At 62.7% G+C, this 16,358-nt stretch carries 11 protein-coding genes; 4 read left to right on the top strand and 7 right to left on the bottom strand.

The features are described 5' to 3' along the window. Nucleotides 1-45 precede the first annotated feature (45 nt). A complete protein-coding gene (locus tag ASD63_RS30735) occupies nucleotides 46-1,644 on the bottom strand; it encodes a peptide ABC transporter substrate-binding protein (RefSeq protein ID WP_034799615.1) in 1,599 nt (532 codons plus the stop codon). A 760-nt stretch (nucleotides 1,645-2,404) separates the two neighbouring features. Here ASD63_RS30735 and fba point away from each other — a divergent pair. After that, a complete protein-coding gene (fba, locus tag ASD63_RS30730) occupies nucleotides 2,405-3,448 on the top strand; it encodes a class II fructose-bisphosphate aldolase (protein ID WP_034799614.1) in 1,044 nt (347 codons plus the stop codon). 143 nt (nucleotides 3,449-3,591) lie between these two features. On the opposite strand, the gene ASD63_RS30725 is transcribed toward fba, so the two are convergent. Then, nucleotides 3,592-4,404: a MerR family transcriptional regulator gene (locus tag ASD63_RS30725; RefSeq protein WP_034799613.1), complete on the bottom strand. Its 813-nt coding sequence runs from the start codon at nucleotides 4,402-4,404 to the stop codon at nucleotides 3,592-3,594. A gap of 225 nt (nucleotides 4,405-4,629) precedes the next feature. Between ASD63_RS30725 and ASD63_RS30720 the strand changes: the two genes are divergently transcribed. Beyond that, nucleotides 4,630-5,898 (top strand): 4-aminobutyrate--2-oxoglutarate transaminase, encoded by a 1,269-nt coding sequence (locus tag ASD63_RS30720; RefSeq protein ID WP_034799611.1) that lies wholly within the window; start codon nucleotides 4,630-4,632, stop codon nucleotides 5,896-5,898. Nucleotides 5,899-6,155: 257 nt separating this feature from the next. After that, entirely contained in the window at nucleotides 6,156-7,631 is a 1,476-nt protein-coding gene (locus ASD63_RS30715) for an NAD-dependent succinate-semialdehyde dehydrogenase (RefSeq protein ID WP_060530324.1), read from the top strand. A 20-nt stretch (nucleotides 7,632-7,651) separates the two neighbouring features. Here ASD63_RS30715 and fabI read toward each other — a convergent pair whose 3' ends face one another. From fabI to ASD63_RS30695, 4 genes are read right to left on the bottom strand one after another with little or no spacing between them, the layout of a single operon-like run. After that, a complete protein-coding gene (gene fabI / locus ASD63_RS30710) occupies nucleotides 7,652-8,437 on the bottom strand; it encodes an enoyl-ACP reductase FabI (RefSeq protein ID WP_034799607.1) in 786 nt (261 codons plus the stop codon). A 17-nt stretch (nucleotides 8,438-8,454) separates the two neighbouring features. Next, nucleotides 8,455-9,639 (bottom strand): acetate kinase, encoded by a 1,185-nt coding sequence (locus ASD63_RS30705; protein ID WP_060530323.1) that lies wholly within the window; start codon nucleotides 9,637-9,639, stop codon nucleotides 8,455-8,457. Nucleotides 9,640-9,641: 2 nt separating this feature from the next. Next, the gene (locus ASD63_RS30700) at nucleotides 9,642-10,598 is read right to left on the bottom strand and encodes a phosphate acetyltransferase (protein ID WP_060530322.1); all 957 of its coding nucleotides are present in this window, start codon (nucleotides 10,596-10,598) and stop codon (nucleotides 9,642-9,644) included. A 15-nt stretch (nucleotides 10,599-10,613) separates the two neighbouring features. Next, nucleotides 10,614-12,830 (bottom strand): DUF3141 domain-containing protein, encoded by a 2,217-nt coding sequence (locus tag ASD63_RS30695; protein ID WP_060530321.1) that lies wholly within the window; start codon nucleotides 12,828-12,830, stop codon nucleotides 10,614-10,616. Nucleotides 12,831-13,188: 358 nt separating this feature from the next. Between ASD63_RS30695 and htpG the strand changes: the two genes are divergently transcribed. Beyond that, complete coding sequence (gene htpG / locus ASD63_RS30690; protein WP_060530320.1) at nucleotides 13,189-15,078, top strand: molecular chaperone HtpG; 1,890 nt, start codon at nucleotides 13,189-13,191, stop codon at nucleotides 15,076-15,078. A 92-nt stretch (nucleotides 15,079-15,170) separates the two neighbouring features. On the opposite strand, the gene ASD63_RS30685 is transcribed toward htpG, so the two are convergent. Continuing rightward, nucleotides 15,171-16,355: a CaiB/BaiF CoA-transferase family protein gene (locus ASD63_RS30685; RefSeq protein ID WP_060530319.1), complete on the bottom strand. Its 1,185-nt coding sequence runs from the start codon at nucleotides 16,353-16,355 to the stop codon at nucleotides 15,171-15,173. Between the last annotated feature and the right edge of the window lie 3 nt (nucleotides 16,356-16,358).

Here is a 16,358-nt window from a genome sequence, read left to right as displayed (position 1 = left end):
CCGGAGGCGACGCGCGACCTTATGACCGCGCGTCGTCTCTGTTCGTTATTCGGCGATGCTCAGGAACTTGCTGAGGTGCTCGTTCGGAGCATTGTCCGCCCAGCCCTTGACGCGGCTGGCAACCAGCCACAGGTCGGCCTGGGTCAGAAGCGGAGCGATCGGCTGTTCCTTCATCAGCAGCGCTTCGGCTTCATGCATCAGCTTCGAGCGAGCGGCCGGATCCTGCTCGTCGTAGGACTTCTTCATCAGGCCGTCGAACTCGGCGTTTTCGAAATGGCCGTAGTTGAAGGTCTTGTTGGAGCCGACGCTGAGCGCCAGGAAGTTCTCGGCATCCGCGTAGTCAGCCTGCCAGCCGGCGCGGGCAACGTTGAACTTGCCGCCTTCCTGCAGGTAGGCGTAGTGCGAGGACACGTCGAGGTTCACCAGCGACACCTTGGCGCCGAAGGTGTTCTTCCACATGTCGGCGACAGCCGTTGCGACGCGCTCGTGGTTCGGGTTGGTGTTGTAGCGCAGCTCGATGTCGAGCGGCTTGCCACCTTCGCCGTAGCCAGCTTCCTTCATCAGGGCGATGGCCTTGTCTTCGCGGTCGAGCTGCGACAGCGTGCCGAACTCGGCCTTGGACGGCTCACCGTAGCTCTCGATGCCCGGAGGAACCATCGAATAGGCGGGGAGCTGCGAACCGGCGTAGATTTCCTTGGCGAGGAAGTCGCGGTCGACGGCCATGGAGAGAGCCTGGCGGACGCGAACGTCGCTATAGGGCTCCTGGCGGGTGTCGAAGGCGTAGTAATAAGTCGCAAGCGACGGCGAGACATGGACCTGCTCGCCATAGGACGTGCGCAGACGGTCGATCTGGTCAGCCGAGAAGTTGTAGACGAGGTCCATTTCCTTGGCTTCGAAACGACGAACCGAAGCAGCCTGGTCGTCGATCGGGTAGAAGATGACCTTGTCGAGCTTGACGTTGGCCGCATCCCAGTAGTTGGCGTTCTTGACGACGGTCAGGCTGTCGTTCGGAACGTGGGCCTGCAGCGTGAAGGCGCCGTTCGATACCATGACGCCCGGCTTGACGAAGTCCGCGCCGTTCTTTTCGACGCTGGCCTTGCTGACCGGAAGTGCCGTCTGGTGTGCGAGCAGCTCCAGGAAGAACGGGGTCGGACGCTCGAGCGTGATTTCGACGGTCTTTTCGTCGATCGCCTTGATGCCGAGCTGATCGGTCGGCAGGTCGCCCTTGTTTACCTTTTCGGCGTTCTTGATCGGGAAGAGAATGTTGGCGTAGCCGGCAGCCGTCTTCGGATCTTCGACGCGGCGGAAGGAGAAGACGAAGTCTTCAGCCGTTACCGGCGAACCGTCCGACCACTTTGCATCGGCGCGCAGCTTGAAGGTGTAGACCGTGCCATCGTCCGAAAGCTCCCACGTCTCAGCAACACCGGGGACGATCTTGGCAGAGGCGTCATAGATCGTCAGGCCTTCGTAGAGGTCCTTGAGGATGAACGCTTCAATGTTGATCGAGGTGTGGTGCTGGTCGAGCGTCTGCGGCTCACCTGCGTTGCCGCGATGCAGGACAGCTTCGGCAAGTGCCGGGCTTGCTCCGATGAGCAGCGAGCCAATCAGCGCGGCAGCGCGGAGGTTGAGTTTCAGTGATGCCATTTTGTTTCTCTCCTTCCCCTTGTTTTGGGTTTGTGATCGCAGGAGAGAAGTGCAAATCGTTCGCGAACGCAAGGCGGATTCTGCGGCTGTCTGCATCTTTATCTATAGGAGGGGAATCGACCTATCCCATAGGTTGTATTTTGTTTGCGATTCTTTTCGTCGCCTTTGCGACGGGCATATGACGTGAACAGGGCATTTTTGCGAAATCTACTGCAACGTTTTAGGTCCGCGCTTTTTGTCGGCCGGATTGGGCCTCGAATCATCCGCGATGCAAAGTTTGTGAATTTTAGCGGCAGTTTACGTAATCTGCGCAAAGAAAGAGGGGCGTTGCCGCAATCTTCTTGCGGGACGTTCACCTCCTGTCGACAGACTGTTTCCGAGAGGGCATCCACCACGATGGTGTAACAGACAAAATCAGCGCCCAATGGTTGCATCCACTGCCCTTGACTCCCCCTCCTCTCAGGCACCACCAGAAAGTGAAAACACTTCAGACTGAAGGTGTTGCATCCAGTCCACAGTAAAATCGATTGAAGCGAGTTTCGACCTCTGGCAACCTGCCTTTTGCCCGGTTGTCAAACCACTTCGATGAACTATTGTGCGCCTGACTTCGGTGGGCGCGACCAATTCGCGCGCGCCGTCACGCCGCACGAAAAAGCCGGCCATCGACTTTGCCATCGATGCATTTCGTGCGGTTCAACGGCCGGATTGTTTTTGTGGTGCGCCGCATAGGTTGCACCGAGTATCCAAAGGGAGATAGCGAATGGCATTGATCACATTGCGGCAACTGCTCGACCATGCGGCGGAGAACGACTACGCGCTGCCGGCGTTCAATGTGAACAATCTGGAATACATTCAGGCCGTCATGCGCGCCGCCGATGCGACCGACAGTCCGGTCATCCTTCAGGCAAGCCGTGGCGCCCGCTCCTACGCCGGTGACGCGTTCCTGCGCCACCTCATCCTTGGCGCGGCGGAAGAATACCCGCATATCCCGGTCTGTTTGCACCTCGACCACGGTGACCAGCCGTCGACCTGCATTTCGGCCATCACCAACGGCTTCACCTCCGTCATGATGGACGGCTCGCTGGAGAAGGACGGCAAGACCGTTGCCAGCTATGAATACAATGTCGCCGTCACCGCAGAAGTCGTGAAGATCGCGCATGCGGCCGGCGTTTCGGTTGAAGGCGAACTCGGCTGCCTCGGCAACCTCGAAACTGGCGCCGGCGACAAGGAAGACGGCCACGGCTTCGAAGGCAAGCTGTCGCGTGAAGAACTGCTGACCGATCCGGAGCAGGCGCTCGACTTCGTCACCAAGACCGGCGTCGACGCACTGGCCGTCGCCATCGGCACCAGCCACGGCGCCTACAAGTTCACCCGCGAGCCCGATGGCGACATCCTGTCGATCGAAACGATCGCCAAGATCAACAAGAAGCTGCCGAACACCCACCTCGTCATGCACGGCTCGTCGTCGGTGCCGAAGGATCTGCAGGATCTCTTCAACACCTATGGCGGCAAGATGAAGCCGACCTGGGGCGTTCCGGTCTCGGAAATCCAGAAGGCGATCCCGCTCGGCGTTCGCAAGGTCAACATCGACACTGACCTGCGCCTCGCCATGACCGGCACGATCCGCAAGAACTTCGCCGAGAACCCGGAAAACTTCGACCCGCGCACCTACCTGAAGCCGGCAACCGCGCTGATGACCGAAGTCTGCAAGGAGCGCTTCGAAGCCTTCCGCACCGCTGGCAAGGCCTCGAAGATCCGCACGCTGCGCCTGCCGGAAATGGCAAAGCGCTACGCGGCTGGCTGATCCGACAATCCCTCCCCGCTCCGGGCCACCGGATCGGGGAGCAGACGGCTTGCCTAGGCTCACAACACCAATCGGCGCGCGGTTCTATTCGCACCGCGCGCCGATTTCGTTTCAATTGGGAATGCCGCGTGATCGGCCGACGATTAGAACGTCGGCGGCGTGTTGACCCAGAGCAGCACGGTTTCGCCGTCATGCCGGTTCGTCCAGGCGTGTCGCCTCTTGCTCTCGAAATAGAGCGAGTCGCCGACACCGAGATCGTAGAACTGGTCGCTGTCGAGAATGAACTCGACGCGGCCGGAAAGCACATAGACGAACTCCTCGCCCTCGTGCCCGTAGGCGCCTTCGCTGGACGCGCCCGGCTCCAGCACGAAGCGGTGGCAATCCATCTGGTTGCGGCCATCGGCAAGCAGTTGCACCGTGACGCCGGGGGTCGTGCGCGGCCATGTCCGCCATTCGCCGGCCCGAACGACGGCGCGCGTATCCGCCTCCTCTTCACCAGCAAGGCTGGAAACGGTGGTTCCGAAGAATTCCGCGATGTTGTGCAGCACAGCGACCGAGACGCCCTGCGACGTGCGCTCCAGCGTCGAGAGCACCGAGGCGGCGATGCCGATCTCGCCGGCGACCTGCTCCAGCGTCTTGCCGGCGGCGTGCCTGAGGCTGCGTAGCTTGCGCCCGATCTGGTTTTCAGGCCCGTCGCTCGTCGCCGATGGGGGCTGGTCGTCCGCAGCTGCTTCGGCGTCCAGCGCCTCACGGATCGCAGCCGGATTGAGACCACGCTCGGCCCGGAACCAGGAGATGCGCTTCAATCGGGCAAGATCGTTCTCGGTATACTGCCGATGCCCCGTCGGCGAGCGCTCGGGCACGACGAGACCTTGCGTCTCCCATAGCCTCAGCGTCGAGGCGGAAACCCCCGCCAGTCGCGCCGCTTCAGCGACCTTGTAGCGCACTGCGCCCATTCCAATTTCCCTTTACCGCCCAGCGGCGCTGCCCGAATCCTTGCAATTCCGGCGTGTCCGCAACCTTAGCCGCCGCGATCGAGATCTGACAAGAACGGCGCATCAGCAACCGTGGTGTCTCGATCACCAAATTTGATTTGCAATCGACAGTGAAAGGTGTACCACTTCCACAATAAACTTGCAGAAAAAATGCAATATATTAACTCCAGACGACAGGAACGCGCCATGACCAGCCTCCCCGACCGCAAGAACGCCGCCATCTCGCGCGGCGTCGGCATGACCACCCAGATCTACGCCGACCGCGCGGAAAATTCGGAAATCTGGGACAAGGAAGGCAATCGCTACATCGACTTCGCCTCCGGCATCGCGGTCGTCAATACCGGCCATCGCCACCCGAAGGTGATCGAGGCGGTCAAGGCGCAGATCGATCGCTTCACCCACACCTGCCACCAGGTCGTTCCCTACGAATCCTACGTGCATCTCGCCGAGCGCCTCAATGCACTGACGCCCGGCGACTTCGCCAAGAAGACCATCTTCGTGACCACCGGCGCCGAAGCCGTGGAAAACGCCGTCAAGATCGCCCGCGCCTCGACAGGCCGTCAGGCGGTTATCGCCTTCAGTGGCGGCTTCCACGGCCGGACCTTCATGGGCATGGCGCTCACCGGCAAGGTCGTTCCCTATAAGGTCGGCTTCGGCGCGATGCCGGGCGACGTCTTCCACGCCCCCTTCCCGATCGAATTGCACGGCGTCACCACCGAACAGTCGCTCGCTGCGCTGAAGAAGCTCTTTGCCGCCGACGTCGATCCGGGTCGCGTCGCCGCGATCATTCTCGAGCCCGTGCAGGGCGAAGGCGGCTTCTATCCGGCGCCTGCCGCCTTCATGAAGGCGCTGCGCGAAATTTGCGACCAGCACGGCATTCTCTTGATCGCCGACGAAGTTCAGACCGGCTTTGCCCGTACCGGCAAGATGTTTGCCATGGACCACCATGATGTCGCGCCCGATCTCATCACCATGGCGAAAAGCCTTGCCGGCGGCTTCCCGCTTGCCGCCGTTACCGGCCGCGCCGAAGTCATGGATGCTCCAGCGCCGGGCGGCCTTGGCGGCACCTATGGCGGCAACCCACTCGGCATCGCCGCAGCGCACGCCGTCCTTGACGTTATCGCTGAGGAGAAGCTCTGCGAGCGCGCCGAGCAGCTTGGCGGCCGGCTGAAGCAGCGGCTTGCCGCAATCCGCGAGCAGGCGCCCGAAATCGCCGACATCCGCGGCCCCGGCTTCATGAACGCCGTCGAGTTCAACGACGTGAAGACCAACCTGCCGAGCGCTGACTTTGCCAACAAGGTGCGCCTGATCGCTCTGGAAAAGGGCCTGATCCTGCTTACCTGCGGTGTGCACGGCAACGTCATCCGCTTCCTGGCGCCGATCACCATCCAGGACGAAGTGTTCGCCGAAGCGCTCGACATTCTCGAAGCGTCGATCCTCGCAGCGCGTGCTTGATCCTCGACCGGGCGACCAGCAACGCGGGTTGCCCGGTGCATAATTCCTCAATTCAGGATCGACTTGAGGGCAAAATTATGCAGCAATTCAAAGTGCTATGGCGGCCTTCGCGCATCCTGAGGGATGCGCGGCGCTGTAGGTGCTGCGCGCCAATTCAGACGCGCAATGCTCGGGTGCCGGGATTGATCGGCACCCGCAAGAACAAGCAAAAGCGGGCCTGCCGTCTCGCGGCAGGCCATCGCCGGAGGATGCCCGCCATGACCTTGACCCCCGCCTTGACCAAGCACTTGCGCGACGCCGACCTGTTCGCTTCGCTTCATTCCATCCCCGCGGCCGGCAAGAATTGGGCTGGCGCAACCTTCGACGTCTTCAATCCATCGACCGGCGAAAAGCTGGCGACGCTGCCGGATATGGGCATCGACGAAGCCCATGCGGCAATCGAAGCTGCGGCCAAGGCGCAAGTTCTCTGGGCGGCAAAGCCTGCCAAAGACCGCAGTGCCGTGCTTCGCCGCTGGTACGACCTGATCGTCGCGCATGCCGACGACCTTGCAGCCATCCTGACGGCCGAGATGGGGAAACCGATCGGCGAATCGAAGGGTGAAGTGCTGCATGCCGCGGCCTATGTCGAGTGGTATGCGGAAGAGGCGAAACGCATCTATGGCGAAACCTTCCCCGCCCCGGCCAACGACCGCCGCATGCTTGTGATCAAGCAGCCCGTCGGCGTCGTCGGCACGATCACGCCATGGAATTTCCCGGCCTCGATGGTCGCCCGCAAGATCTCGCCGGCGCTAGCCGCCGGCTGCACCATCGTGCTGAAACCCGCCGAACAGACACCGCTCGTTGCCGGCGCGATGTTCTTGCTCGCCGAAAAGGCAGGCTTCCCGACCGGTGTCGTCAACCTGCTCTATGCCGCAGAAGGCGCTGCAATTGGCCGCGAACTTTGCAGCAACCCGAAGGTGCGCAAGATCAGCTTCACCGGATCGACCGAGGTCGGTCGGCTTTTGATGCGGCAATGCTCCGACCAGATCAAGAAGGTCAGCCTGGAGCTTGGCGGCAACGCCCCCTTCATCGTCTTTGACGACGCCGACATCGACGAGGCGGTGGATGGCGCTGTCCAGGCGAAGTTCCGCAATGCCGGCCAGACCTGCGTCTCGGCCAACCGCATCTATGTGCAAGCGGGCGTGCACGACGCCTTTGCCGAAAAGTTCGTCAGGCGCGTCGCCGAGCTGACTGTCGGCGACGGTTTCACGCCTGATATCACCATCGGACCGATGATCGACAAGCACGCGATCGAAAAGATCGAGGCCCATGTCGCCGACGCCGTTTCGAAGGGTGCCAAGGTGCGCGCCGGCGGCCACCGGATCGGCACGTCTGGCACCTTCTTCGAGCCGACGGTGCTAACAGGCATTTCGACAGACATGCGCGTCGCCCAGGAAGAGACCTTCGGTCCGATCGCCCCGATCATCCGCTTCGAGACCGCCGAGCAGGTGATCGCCGAAGCCAACGACACGATCTACGGTCTTGCTGCCTATTTCTACGCCGAAAATCTGAAGCGCGTCTGGCATGTGGCGGAAGCACTGGAATACGGGATGGTCGGCATCAACACCGGCCGCATGTCCTCCGAAGCCGCGCCCTTCGGCGGCATCAAGCAATCGGGCATCGGCCGCGAAGGCTCCCGCCACGGGCTCGAAGACTATCTCGAGATGAAGTATCTCTGCATGGGCAATATCTGACCCATGCGGAGACCCGGCGGTTAGTCGATGATGTGGTAGCCGCCGTCGACATAAAGCACCTGGCCCGTGATCAGGCGGGCGGCGTCATGCGCAAGGAAGGCGGTGGCCGCGCCGACGTCGTCGATGTCAATCAGCTCGCGGCTCGGCGATTTGACCTTGGTCTTTTCGAGCAGCGCGTCGAATTCCGGAATGCCGGAAGCGGCGCGCGTCGCCAGCGCGCCAGGCGAAATGGCGTGCACGCGGATCCCCTTCGGGCCGAGTTCGGAGGCGAGGTATCGGACGGCACTTTCGAGTGCGGCCTTGGCGACACCCATGATGTTGTAGTTTTCCACCACCACCTGTGAGCCATGATAGGTCATGGTGAAGAGCGTGCCGCCGTTCTTCATCAGCGGCTCGGCGAGATGCGCCATGCGGATGAAGGACCAGCAGGAAATGTCCATAGTCTTGAGGAAGCCCTCGCGCGGGACATCGACGACGCGGCCGCCGAGCGTATCCTTCGGCGAAAAGGCGATCGAATGGACGACAAAGTCGAGTTCACCCCAGGTCTTCTCGATCTCCTCGAACACCGCTTCCATTTGCCCTGGCACGGCCACGTCGAGCGGGAGGAAGATCGGCGCTTCGATTTCACGCGCCAGGGGTTCGACGTGAGGTTTCGCCTTGTCGTTCAGATAGGTGACCGCCACCTCCGCCCCGAAGGCGCGGAAGGCACGGGCGCAGCCCCAGGCGATCGATCGATCGTTGGCAATGCCGACGATCAGGCCCTTGCGGCCGTCCAGAAGTTTGGCCTTTGCGACAGGAATGGACATCAATTGTCTCCGATGGATCAGGCTGCGCGGGTTTTAAGCAGTGCAAGCGTGTGGCGGGCGATCATCAGTTCCTCGTCGGTCGGGATGACGTAAAGCGCAACGCGGCTCGAAGGCGTCGAAATCAGCGTCGCGCCGGCCTCGTTGGCGGCTGGGTCGAGTTCGGCCCCGAGCCAGGCGATGTTCTCGGCGATGCGGGCGCGGATCTGTGCGGAGTTCTCCCCGACGCCCGCCGTGAAAACCAAGGCGTCGACGCCACGGAGCGCGGCTGCAAGCATCCCGACATTGAGCCCTGCGCGATAGACGAAGTGGTCGATCGCGAGCTTGGCATGGGCGTCTGCGCTTGCAAGCAGGTCGCGCATGTCGTTCGACACGCCGGAGAGCCCCTTGAGGCCGGCCTCGTGGTAGAGCAGGTCGGAAACGGCCTGGGCACTCATGCCGCGCTGCAGGATCAGATAGAGCACGACGCCTGGATCAAGCTGACCGGGCCGCGTTCCCATCGGCAGGCCGTCGAGCGCGGTGAAGCCCATGGTGCTCTCGATGCTGTGACCATCGCGCAAGGCGCACATAGAGGCGCCGCTGCCGAGATGGGCGACGATGACGCGACCACCTGCGACCGCAGGCGCCACATCCCGCAGACGCTCTGAAATGTACTCATAGGAAAGGCCGTGGAAGCCGTAGCGCCGCACACCATCCTCATAGAAGCTGCGCGGCATGGCGTAGCAGTTCACCTCTTCCGGGTGGCCATGATGGAAGGCGGTATCGAAACAGGCGACCTGCGGTACATCCGGGTTGATCGCCATCGCCTGACGGATCGGAGCAAGATTGTTGGGCTGGTGCAGCGGTGCCAGATCCTGGTAGCTCGCGAGGCGATCAAGGACGTTCGCATCGATCAGCACCGGCGCCGCATAATCGGGGCCACCATGTACTACGCGGTGGCCGACCGCCCGTAAGGTGAAGCCTTCGAGCGTCAGCAACCAGTCGCGTGCCGCCGCGATCGCCGCCGGCAGATCGCCAACGACGTCGGCATCATAGCTCTTGTCGATCAGAATGGTGCCGTCGGCCGCTTTCGCCTGCAGGCGGGGACGCGTGCCGATGCCACCGATCTGGCCCTTGATCTGGCGTTCGAGCCCTTGATCCGTGATCCCGAAAACCTGGAACTTCAAGCTCGACGAGCCGGCGTTGACGACGAGAAGCGCATCCATGGTCATACCGCCGCAACTTGCGAGGCCCGCCGGCGCGCCGCATAGAGCGCGGCGACCGCGCAGGAGGCGAGGCGCGTGCGCACGGAGTCCGCCCGCGACGTCAGCACGATGGGCACGCGCGCTCCAAGCACGATGCCGGCAGCGTCGGCATGGGACAGGAACGTCAGGTTCTTGGCGAGCATGTTGCCCGCCTCAAGGTCCGGCACCACCAGAATCTGGGCGCGGCCGGCCACGGGCGACGTGATGCCCTTGATCCTTGCTGCCTCCGGGTCGATCGCGTTGTCGAAGGCAAGCGGACCATCGAGCAGGCCGCCGGTGATCTGGCCGCGTTCGGCCATCTTGCAGAGTGCTGCCGCCTCGATCGTTGACGGGATCTTCGTCGTTACCGTTTCGACCGCAGAAAGGATGGCGACGCGCGGCTCGCCGAGGCCGATCGTCACCCAGAGATCGATGGCATTCTGCACGATGTCGCGCTTGGCTTCGAGGTCGGGAAAGATATTGATGGCGGCGTCCGTGATGAAGAGCGTCTCTGAATGCCCCGGCACGTCCATGATGAAGACGTGGCTGATCCTTCGATCGGTCCTGAGCCCAGTCGCCGACGCCGCGACCTCCTTCATCAGTTCGTCGGTATGGAGGCTGCCTTTCATCAGCAGCTCGCCGCGACCCTCGCGGATCATCGCCACCGCTTTCGCTGCGGCCGCATGGCTATGCGGCGCGTCGACGATCTCGCACCGACCGAGGTCGAGGCCGTGTTCGGCGGCCACGCTGCGGATCTTTGCCTCTGGCCCGACGAGAACGGGCGCGATCAGCCCCATTTGCGCGGCCTCCAACGCACCGCGCAGAGAGGTCTCGTCGCAGGGATGCGCGACAATGGTGACCGCCGGCGTTTCGTCTCGCGCGGTGGCAATCAGGAGATCGTATTTGGACTGCTCAATCGGCAGTTCGGTTACCTCGGACACGTCGATACTCCCCCATCAGGTAGCGGTTCGATTGCGAATGATCTTGCCCGCCGCGATCGGAACCGGCGGCTCGCTGTCCAGGCGGAAGAGCGCGGCAACCTGCTGCAACCGCTCGGCAGCCACGCCCGTCACGGCTCCGGATGCCTCCAGTACCTCACGAAGGGCCGTAAAGGCACTGCGACGCTCCTCGACCGCCTCCGGTAGCAGCTTCGGAAGGGCGGCGAGCGCCGCAGCCTCGTCGATCAGCAGCATGAAATACTGCTCCCGCATAACGGTCTTGAAGTCGGCCAGGCTCAGTTGCTTTGCTTCCGGATGGGAAAGCCGGAGCCGGCGCACAGCCTCGAAGCCGCGTTCGTCCGCGCCTCCGCGCGCCATGCCGACGAAGGTCAGGGCTCTGGCAAGACCTTCACAGGTTCCGCCCACGGCCATTCTGGCCTTGAGTTCGGCGATCCGCGCCTTGACGAGCTCGCGGTGCAAGAGGCTCTTCTCCGCTTTGCGCGGCGGCTGGTCCGAGTTGGTGTCGATGCCGAGTGCCGCTTGCAGGGTCGGAGCGCCGTAGATGGCGTGGAAGCTTTGCTCCGAAAGATATTCAGCCGTCCGTCGCCAGGTCTCTAACCCGTCCACGATCTGCTGCGACAGCGCCTCCTGCCAGGCGATGAACGGGTTGCCGGCGGCAGCAGGTTCGCGGTTTTCACGGACATAGTCCGCGAGCGCCGACGTCCAGGCCATGAAGGGGTTGTCGGGCCCGAAAAGCGCGTATTGCAGACGCAGCGGGTGCATGTTGCGCATCGCCTCCGCCACGGGCGGCGTTGCCGCTGCCTTGACCATCGGCTGCAGATAGGTGCGATAGAGCGCCAGATTGATCTCCGAAAGCTTCGCCGCGGTGGCAAAACGCCTGTCATCCTCGATGTCGTTGCCGCCAAGAGCGCGGATGTCCTCGAGGGTGCGCGGCTCGCAGCGCATCAGCCATTCTCCGGAGACGAGCGCCCTGCCCTCGGCCGCCTCGTTCGCCGGCGTCAGCACCGCCTCGTAAAGCCCAGGCGGCAGCACGTCGATCAACTCGATATTGGAGGCGAATTCGTCATGTTCCTTCCGCGCGACGCCGGCGGAGACGAAAATGCCGAGATGTCCCACGGTCTCGTGGACGGTGTAGACGATCGTCTGGCCGTAGGCCCGGATTTCGTCGACGCTGTCATAGAGGTCGAGGATCCAGTCGAGCGCCTGCTGCGGCGGGGTGATGTTATCGCCCTTGGAGCAGAAGACCACGATCGGCGAGCGGATGTTGCGAAGATCGATCGCCGTGCCGTCCGATGTTCGGATTTCGCCCGCGGCAAGCTTGTTGCCCACGAAGAGTTCGTCGACGATGAACTGCATCTCCTCGGCATTGAGCGTGACGTGGCCACCCCACCAGCGTTCGAACCCGAGGTAGCGCGCGGCTTCCGTGTCGATCTTCGAATAGAGATTGTATTGCTTGGTCCAGAGGGTGTTGGCCGGATTCTGGTTCTCGAAATTCTGCACCAGCCAGGCACCGTCGAATATGCCGCCGCCGAGGTCGCCGGTCAGCGCCGTCAGCCAGCTGCCGCCGAGAAGCCCGCCGGAATAGCGCATCGGGTTCTGCCCGTGCACGCCTGCCCAATAGGACAGCGGCGCGCCGGCAATGATGATCGGGCCGAAGAGTTCGGGACGCAGCGCGGCGACGATCGTGACCGCCCAACCCGCCTGGCAGTTTCCGATCACACAGGGCTTTCCGTCCGCTTCCGGATGGCGGGCGATGACGGTTTCGAGAAAGCCGGCTTCGGCCAGTGCGATGTCCTCGATCGTCTGTCCAGGAACCGGATCCGGCAAGAAGCCGATGAAGTAGCAGGGATGGCCCGCTTTCAGCGCGACACCGATTTCACTGTCGGCCTTGAAGCCGCCAATGCCGGGGCCGTGGCCGGCCCGGGGGTCGACGACGACGAAGGGACGCTTGGCCGGATCGACCGTGACGCCCTCGGGCGGAACGATGCTGACCAGCGCATAGTTCACCGGCCGGGCGAGCGTGCGCCCATCGGTAACAAGCTGGGCCTCGAACTCCAGCACGTTCGGCGCGGTCTGCGTGCGATGTTCCTCGTATTGCGCGCCGCGCTGACGCATGACATCGAGAAAAAGGATCGAACGTTGCCAAGCATCGAGCGAAAAGGAATAGGCATCTGCGAAAGTCGGGATTGTCGGGCTCGTGGAATGCTTGGGCATGATGTCCACTCCTCGGTGCGATTGAAGGTCAGCCCCGTCGCCAAGGCCAATAGAGCAACGCAATTCGTCGCGCATTGACCTTAGTCAAATCGACTGGCGGCAGAGCGCGATATGAACTCGGCATGATGACCCAAGACCATCTGCCCGGGTCGCAGGAACATAACAGCGGAGTGTTACGGCGACTTGTCGCCCTTGCGAATTCCTCGCCTTCGACCCCGTTGAAGAAGCATCGTTTCGCTGGTGTTCAGTGATCTTTCGCAGTGCAGCATTGTCCAGAAATGGGGAGTGCGCAAGTCGGGCCTTGAAATTCAGGACATAGCTTGCCAATTGGGGCGAAACCCAAAGGAGTTGCCAGGCAATGAGCGAAACCGAAATGTCCGTAGAGAAACATGTCTTCGAAGCCGATGTGGCGCGACTGCTCCATTTGATGGTGCATTCGGTCTATTCCGACAAGAACGTCTTCCTCCGCGAACTGATTTCGAACGCGGCGGATGCCTGCGAGAAGCTGCGTTATGAGGCGATCGTCTCGCCGGAGCTTCTGGCCGGCGACCCGACACCCCGCATCACCCTGACGCTGGACGAGGAAAATAACCGGCTCATCGTCGAGGACAACGGCATCGGCATGGGTCGCGACGAGCTTGTCGAAGCGCTCGGCACCATCGCCCGCTCGGGCACACGCGCCTTCATGGAGCGCATTGAAGCCGCCCAGGGCAAGGAGGGCGCGCAGCTCATCGGCCAGTTCGGCGTCGGCTTCTATTCCGCCTTCATGGTCGCCGACAAGGTCGATGTCGTATCGCGCCGCGCCGGCTCGGAGCACGCCTTCCTGTGGTCGTCCGACGGCAAGGGCAGCTACACCGTTTCCGCAGCCGAACTTGCGGACGCCCCGGCGCGCGGCACACGCATCACGCTGCACCTGATGGAAGACGCCAAGACCTACACGTCGCGCTGGACCGTCGAGCGCATCGTCAAGGACCAATCCGGCCACGTGCCGGTGCCTATCTCGATTCTCGAAAAGCCCGATGCCGAGCCTGTCCAGGTCGGGGACGGCACCGCGCTCTGGACCAAGCAGAAGAGCGAGATCAGCAAGGAAGACTACGCCGATTTCTACCGCGGCGTCGCCGGACAGTATGACGACCCAGCGCTGACCGTGCATTTCCGCGCCGAAGGCCGCCATGAATATACGGCCCTTGCCTTCGTGCCCGGCTCCAAGCCATTCGATCTGTTCGACCCCGACCGCAAGGGCCGGATGAAGCTCTACGTCAAGCGCGTCTTCATCACCGACGAAGCGGAATTGCTGCCGCGTTACCTGCGTTTCGTGCGCGGCCTCGTCGACACGTCGGACCTGCCGCTCAACGTTTCGCGCGAGATGATCCAGGAAAGCCCGCTGCTCGCCAGCATCCGCAAGGGCGTCACCAATCGCGTGCTGACGGCGATCGAGAAGCTTGCGGAAAACGAGACAGAGACCTTCGACAAGCTCTGGGAAAACTTCGGCAGCGTGCTGAAGGAAGGCATCTATGAGGATTACGAGCGCCGCGAGCAGCTGGTGGCGCTGTCGCGCTTCCGCACCACTACTTCGGATGAGAGCCAGCGCAGCCTTGCCGATTACGTCAAGGACATGAAGGACGGCCAGTCGGCGATCTATTACTTGACCGGTGACAACCTCGCCCAGCTCAAGGCCTCACCACAGCTCGAAGGTTTTCGCGCCCGCGGGATCGAGGTGTTGCTGTTGACCGATCCGGTCGATAGCTTCTGGGTCACATCCGCGCCCGATTTCGACGGAAAACCGTGGAAGTCGATCACGCAGGGTGCGGCCGATCTCAGCGCCATCGCCAAGGCCGAGGGGGCCAAGGAAGAAGCGCCGCAGGCCAGCCAGTTGGTCATCGACTTCGTCGCGTTCGCCAAGGAGACGCTCGGTGCGTCCGTCTCGGACGTGCGCACCTCCGACCGCCTGACAGAAAGCGCCGTTTGCCTGGTGGCACCCGAACACGGCCCCGACCGCCAGCTCGAAAAGATGCTGCAAGGTGCTGGCCGTCTCGACGACGCCCCCAAGCCGATCCTTGAGATCAACCCGAGCCACGCTCTGATCACCGCCATGGCCGCGAGCCCCGCCGGCGATACGGCGTTCCGCACGGACGCCGTCCAACTCCTGCTCGACCAGGCGCGCGTGCTCGATGGCGACAAGCCGCAGGACCCGCGCGGCTTCGCCGAACGGCTGTCGCGCGTCTTTGATCGCGCCCTCAAGGCTTAACAAAGAAGCCCTGGAAATCTCTCCGATTTCCAGGGCTTTCGCTATTTTCTTCAGGTCACGCCTAAACGAGACACTCAGCGTCTCACGTCGCGTTAATAGCTCTTCGACGCGTCCATCCCGATTTCGGCCAACACCTCGGCCGTATGCTCTCCAAGTCGCGGCACGCCACGCTCGAGCGCAAGCTCGGCGGCCGAAAACCGGATCGGCGTCCGGACCCCGGGCGACGTACCGGCAGCGGCCCCCGAATGCGGCGTATCCACACGCATTTGCCGATGCTCGATCTGCGGATCGGCAAAGACGTCGGCAACGGTGTTGATCGGTCCGCCGGGCACGCCTGCATCTTCCAGCAACTTCAACAGCGTATCGCGCTCGATCTTCGCGGTTTCGGCGGCGAGTTCCGGCGTCAACGTGTCCCGGTTCTGCACGCGAAGCGCGTTGGTCAGATAACGCTCGTCGGTCGCAAGATCCGAACGCCCGAGCAGGGTGCAGAACTTCACGAACTGCCGGTCGTTACCAACAGCGACGATCAGGTGACCGTCCGAGGTCGGGAAGACCTGATAGGGCGCGATGTTCGGGTGCGCATTGCCGAGCCGGCGCGGCGCCTTGCCCGAGACGAGGAAGTTGAGCGCCTGGTTGGCAAGCACGCCCGTCATGCAGTCGAGCAGCGCCATGTCGATCTGCTGCCCCTCGCCGGTGCGCTCGCGCTGGGCAAGTGCTGCCTGCACGGCAATCACGCCGTAAAGACCGGTGAAGATATCGGCGAAGGCGACGCCGATTTTCTGTGGCTCGCGATCGGGCTCACCGGTCAGGTCCATGATGCCGCTCATGCCCTGGACGATGTAGTCGTAGCCGGCGCGGTGCGCATAGGGACCATCCTGGCCAAAGCCAGTGACCGAGCAGTAGATCAGCCGCGGATTGATCTTCTTCAGACTCTCGTAGTCGAGCCCGTATTTCGTAAGCCCGCCAACCTTGAAGTTCTCAAGCAGCACGTCCGACTGGGCGGCAAGGCGGCGCACGGCCTCCTGCCCCTCCTCGGTCGTGAAGTCGAGCACCACCGAGCGCTTGCCGCGGTTGCAGGCGTGGAAATAGGCGGCATCGAGCTTCTCGCCTTCCTCGTCCGCAACGAAGGGCGGGCCCCAGGTGCGGGTGTCGTCGCCGGCCGGGCTTTCCACCTTGATGACGTCGGCACCGAGATCGGCCAGCGTCTGGCCGATCCATGGGCCCGCCAGAATGCGGGCCAATTCCAGGACACGAATGCCCTTCAGCGGCGTTTCCATGAC

The organism is Ensifer sp. Root558 (assembly GCF_001427045.1).
Classification (GTDB): domain Bacteria; phylum Pseudomonadota; class Alphaproteobacteria; order Rhizobiales; family Rhizobiaceae; genus Ensifer; species Ensifer adhaerens.
This window is presented reverse-complemented; position numbering and strand designations above follow the sequence as displayed.

Coding starts and splice junctions, on each gene's coding strand:
- fabI (WP_034799607.1), bottom strand. CDS start 8,437: ATGTCCATTCCTGTCGCAAAGGCCAAACTTCTGGACGGCCGCAAGGGC.
- htpG (WP_060530320.1), top strand. CDS start 13,189: ATGAGCGAAACCGAAATGTCCGTAGAGAAACATGTCTTCGAAGCCGAT.
- ASD63_RS30685 (WP_060530319.1), bottom strand. CDS start 16,355: ATGGAAACGCCGCTGAAGGGCATTCGTGTCCTGGAATTGGCCCGCATT.
- ASD63_RS30735 (WP_034799615.1), bottom strand. CDS start 1,644: ATGGCATCACTGAAACTCAACCTCCGCGCTGCCGCGCTGATTGGCTCG.
- ASD63_RS30695 (WP_060530321.1), bottom strand. CDS start 12,830: ATGCCCAAGCATTCCACGAGCCCGACAATCCCGACTTTCGCAGATGCC.
- ASD63_RS30720 (WP_034799611.1), top strand. CDS start 4,630: ATGACCAGCCTCCCCGACCGCAAGAACGCCGCCATCTCGCGCGGCGTC.
- ASD63_RS30705 (WP_060530323.1), bottom strand. CDS start 9,639: ATGGATGCGCTTCTCGTCGTCAACGCCGGCTCGTCGAGCTTGAAGTTC.
- fba (WP_034799614.1), top strand. CDS start 2,405: ATGGCATTGATCACATTGCGGCAACTGCTCGACCATGCGGCGGAGAAC.
- ASD63_RS30715 (WP_060530324.1), top strand. CDS start 6,156: ATGACCTTGACCCCCGCCTTGACCAAGCACTTGCGCGACGCCGACCTG.
- ASD63_RS30725 (WP_034799613.1), bottom strand. CDS start 4,404: ATGGGCGCAGTGCGCTACAAGGTCGCTGAAGCGGCGCGACTGGCGGGG.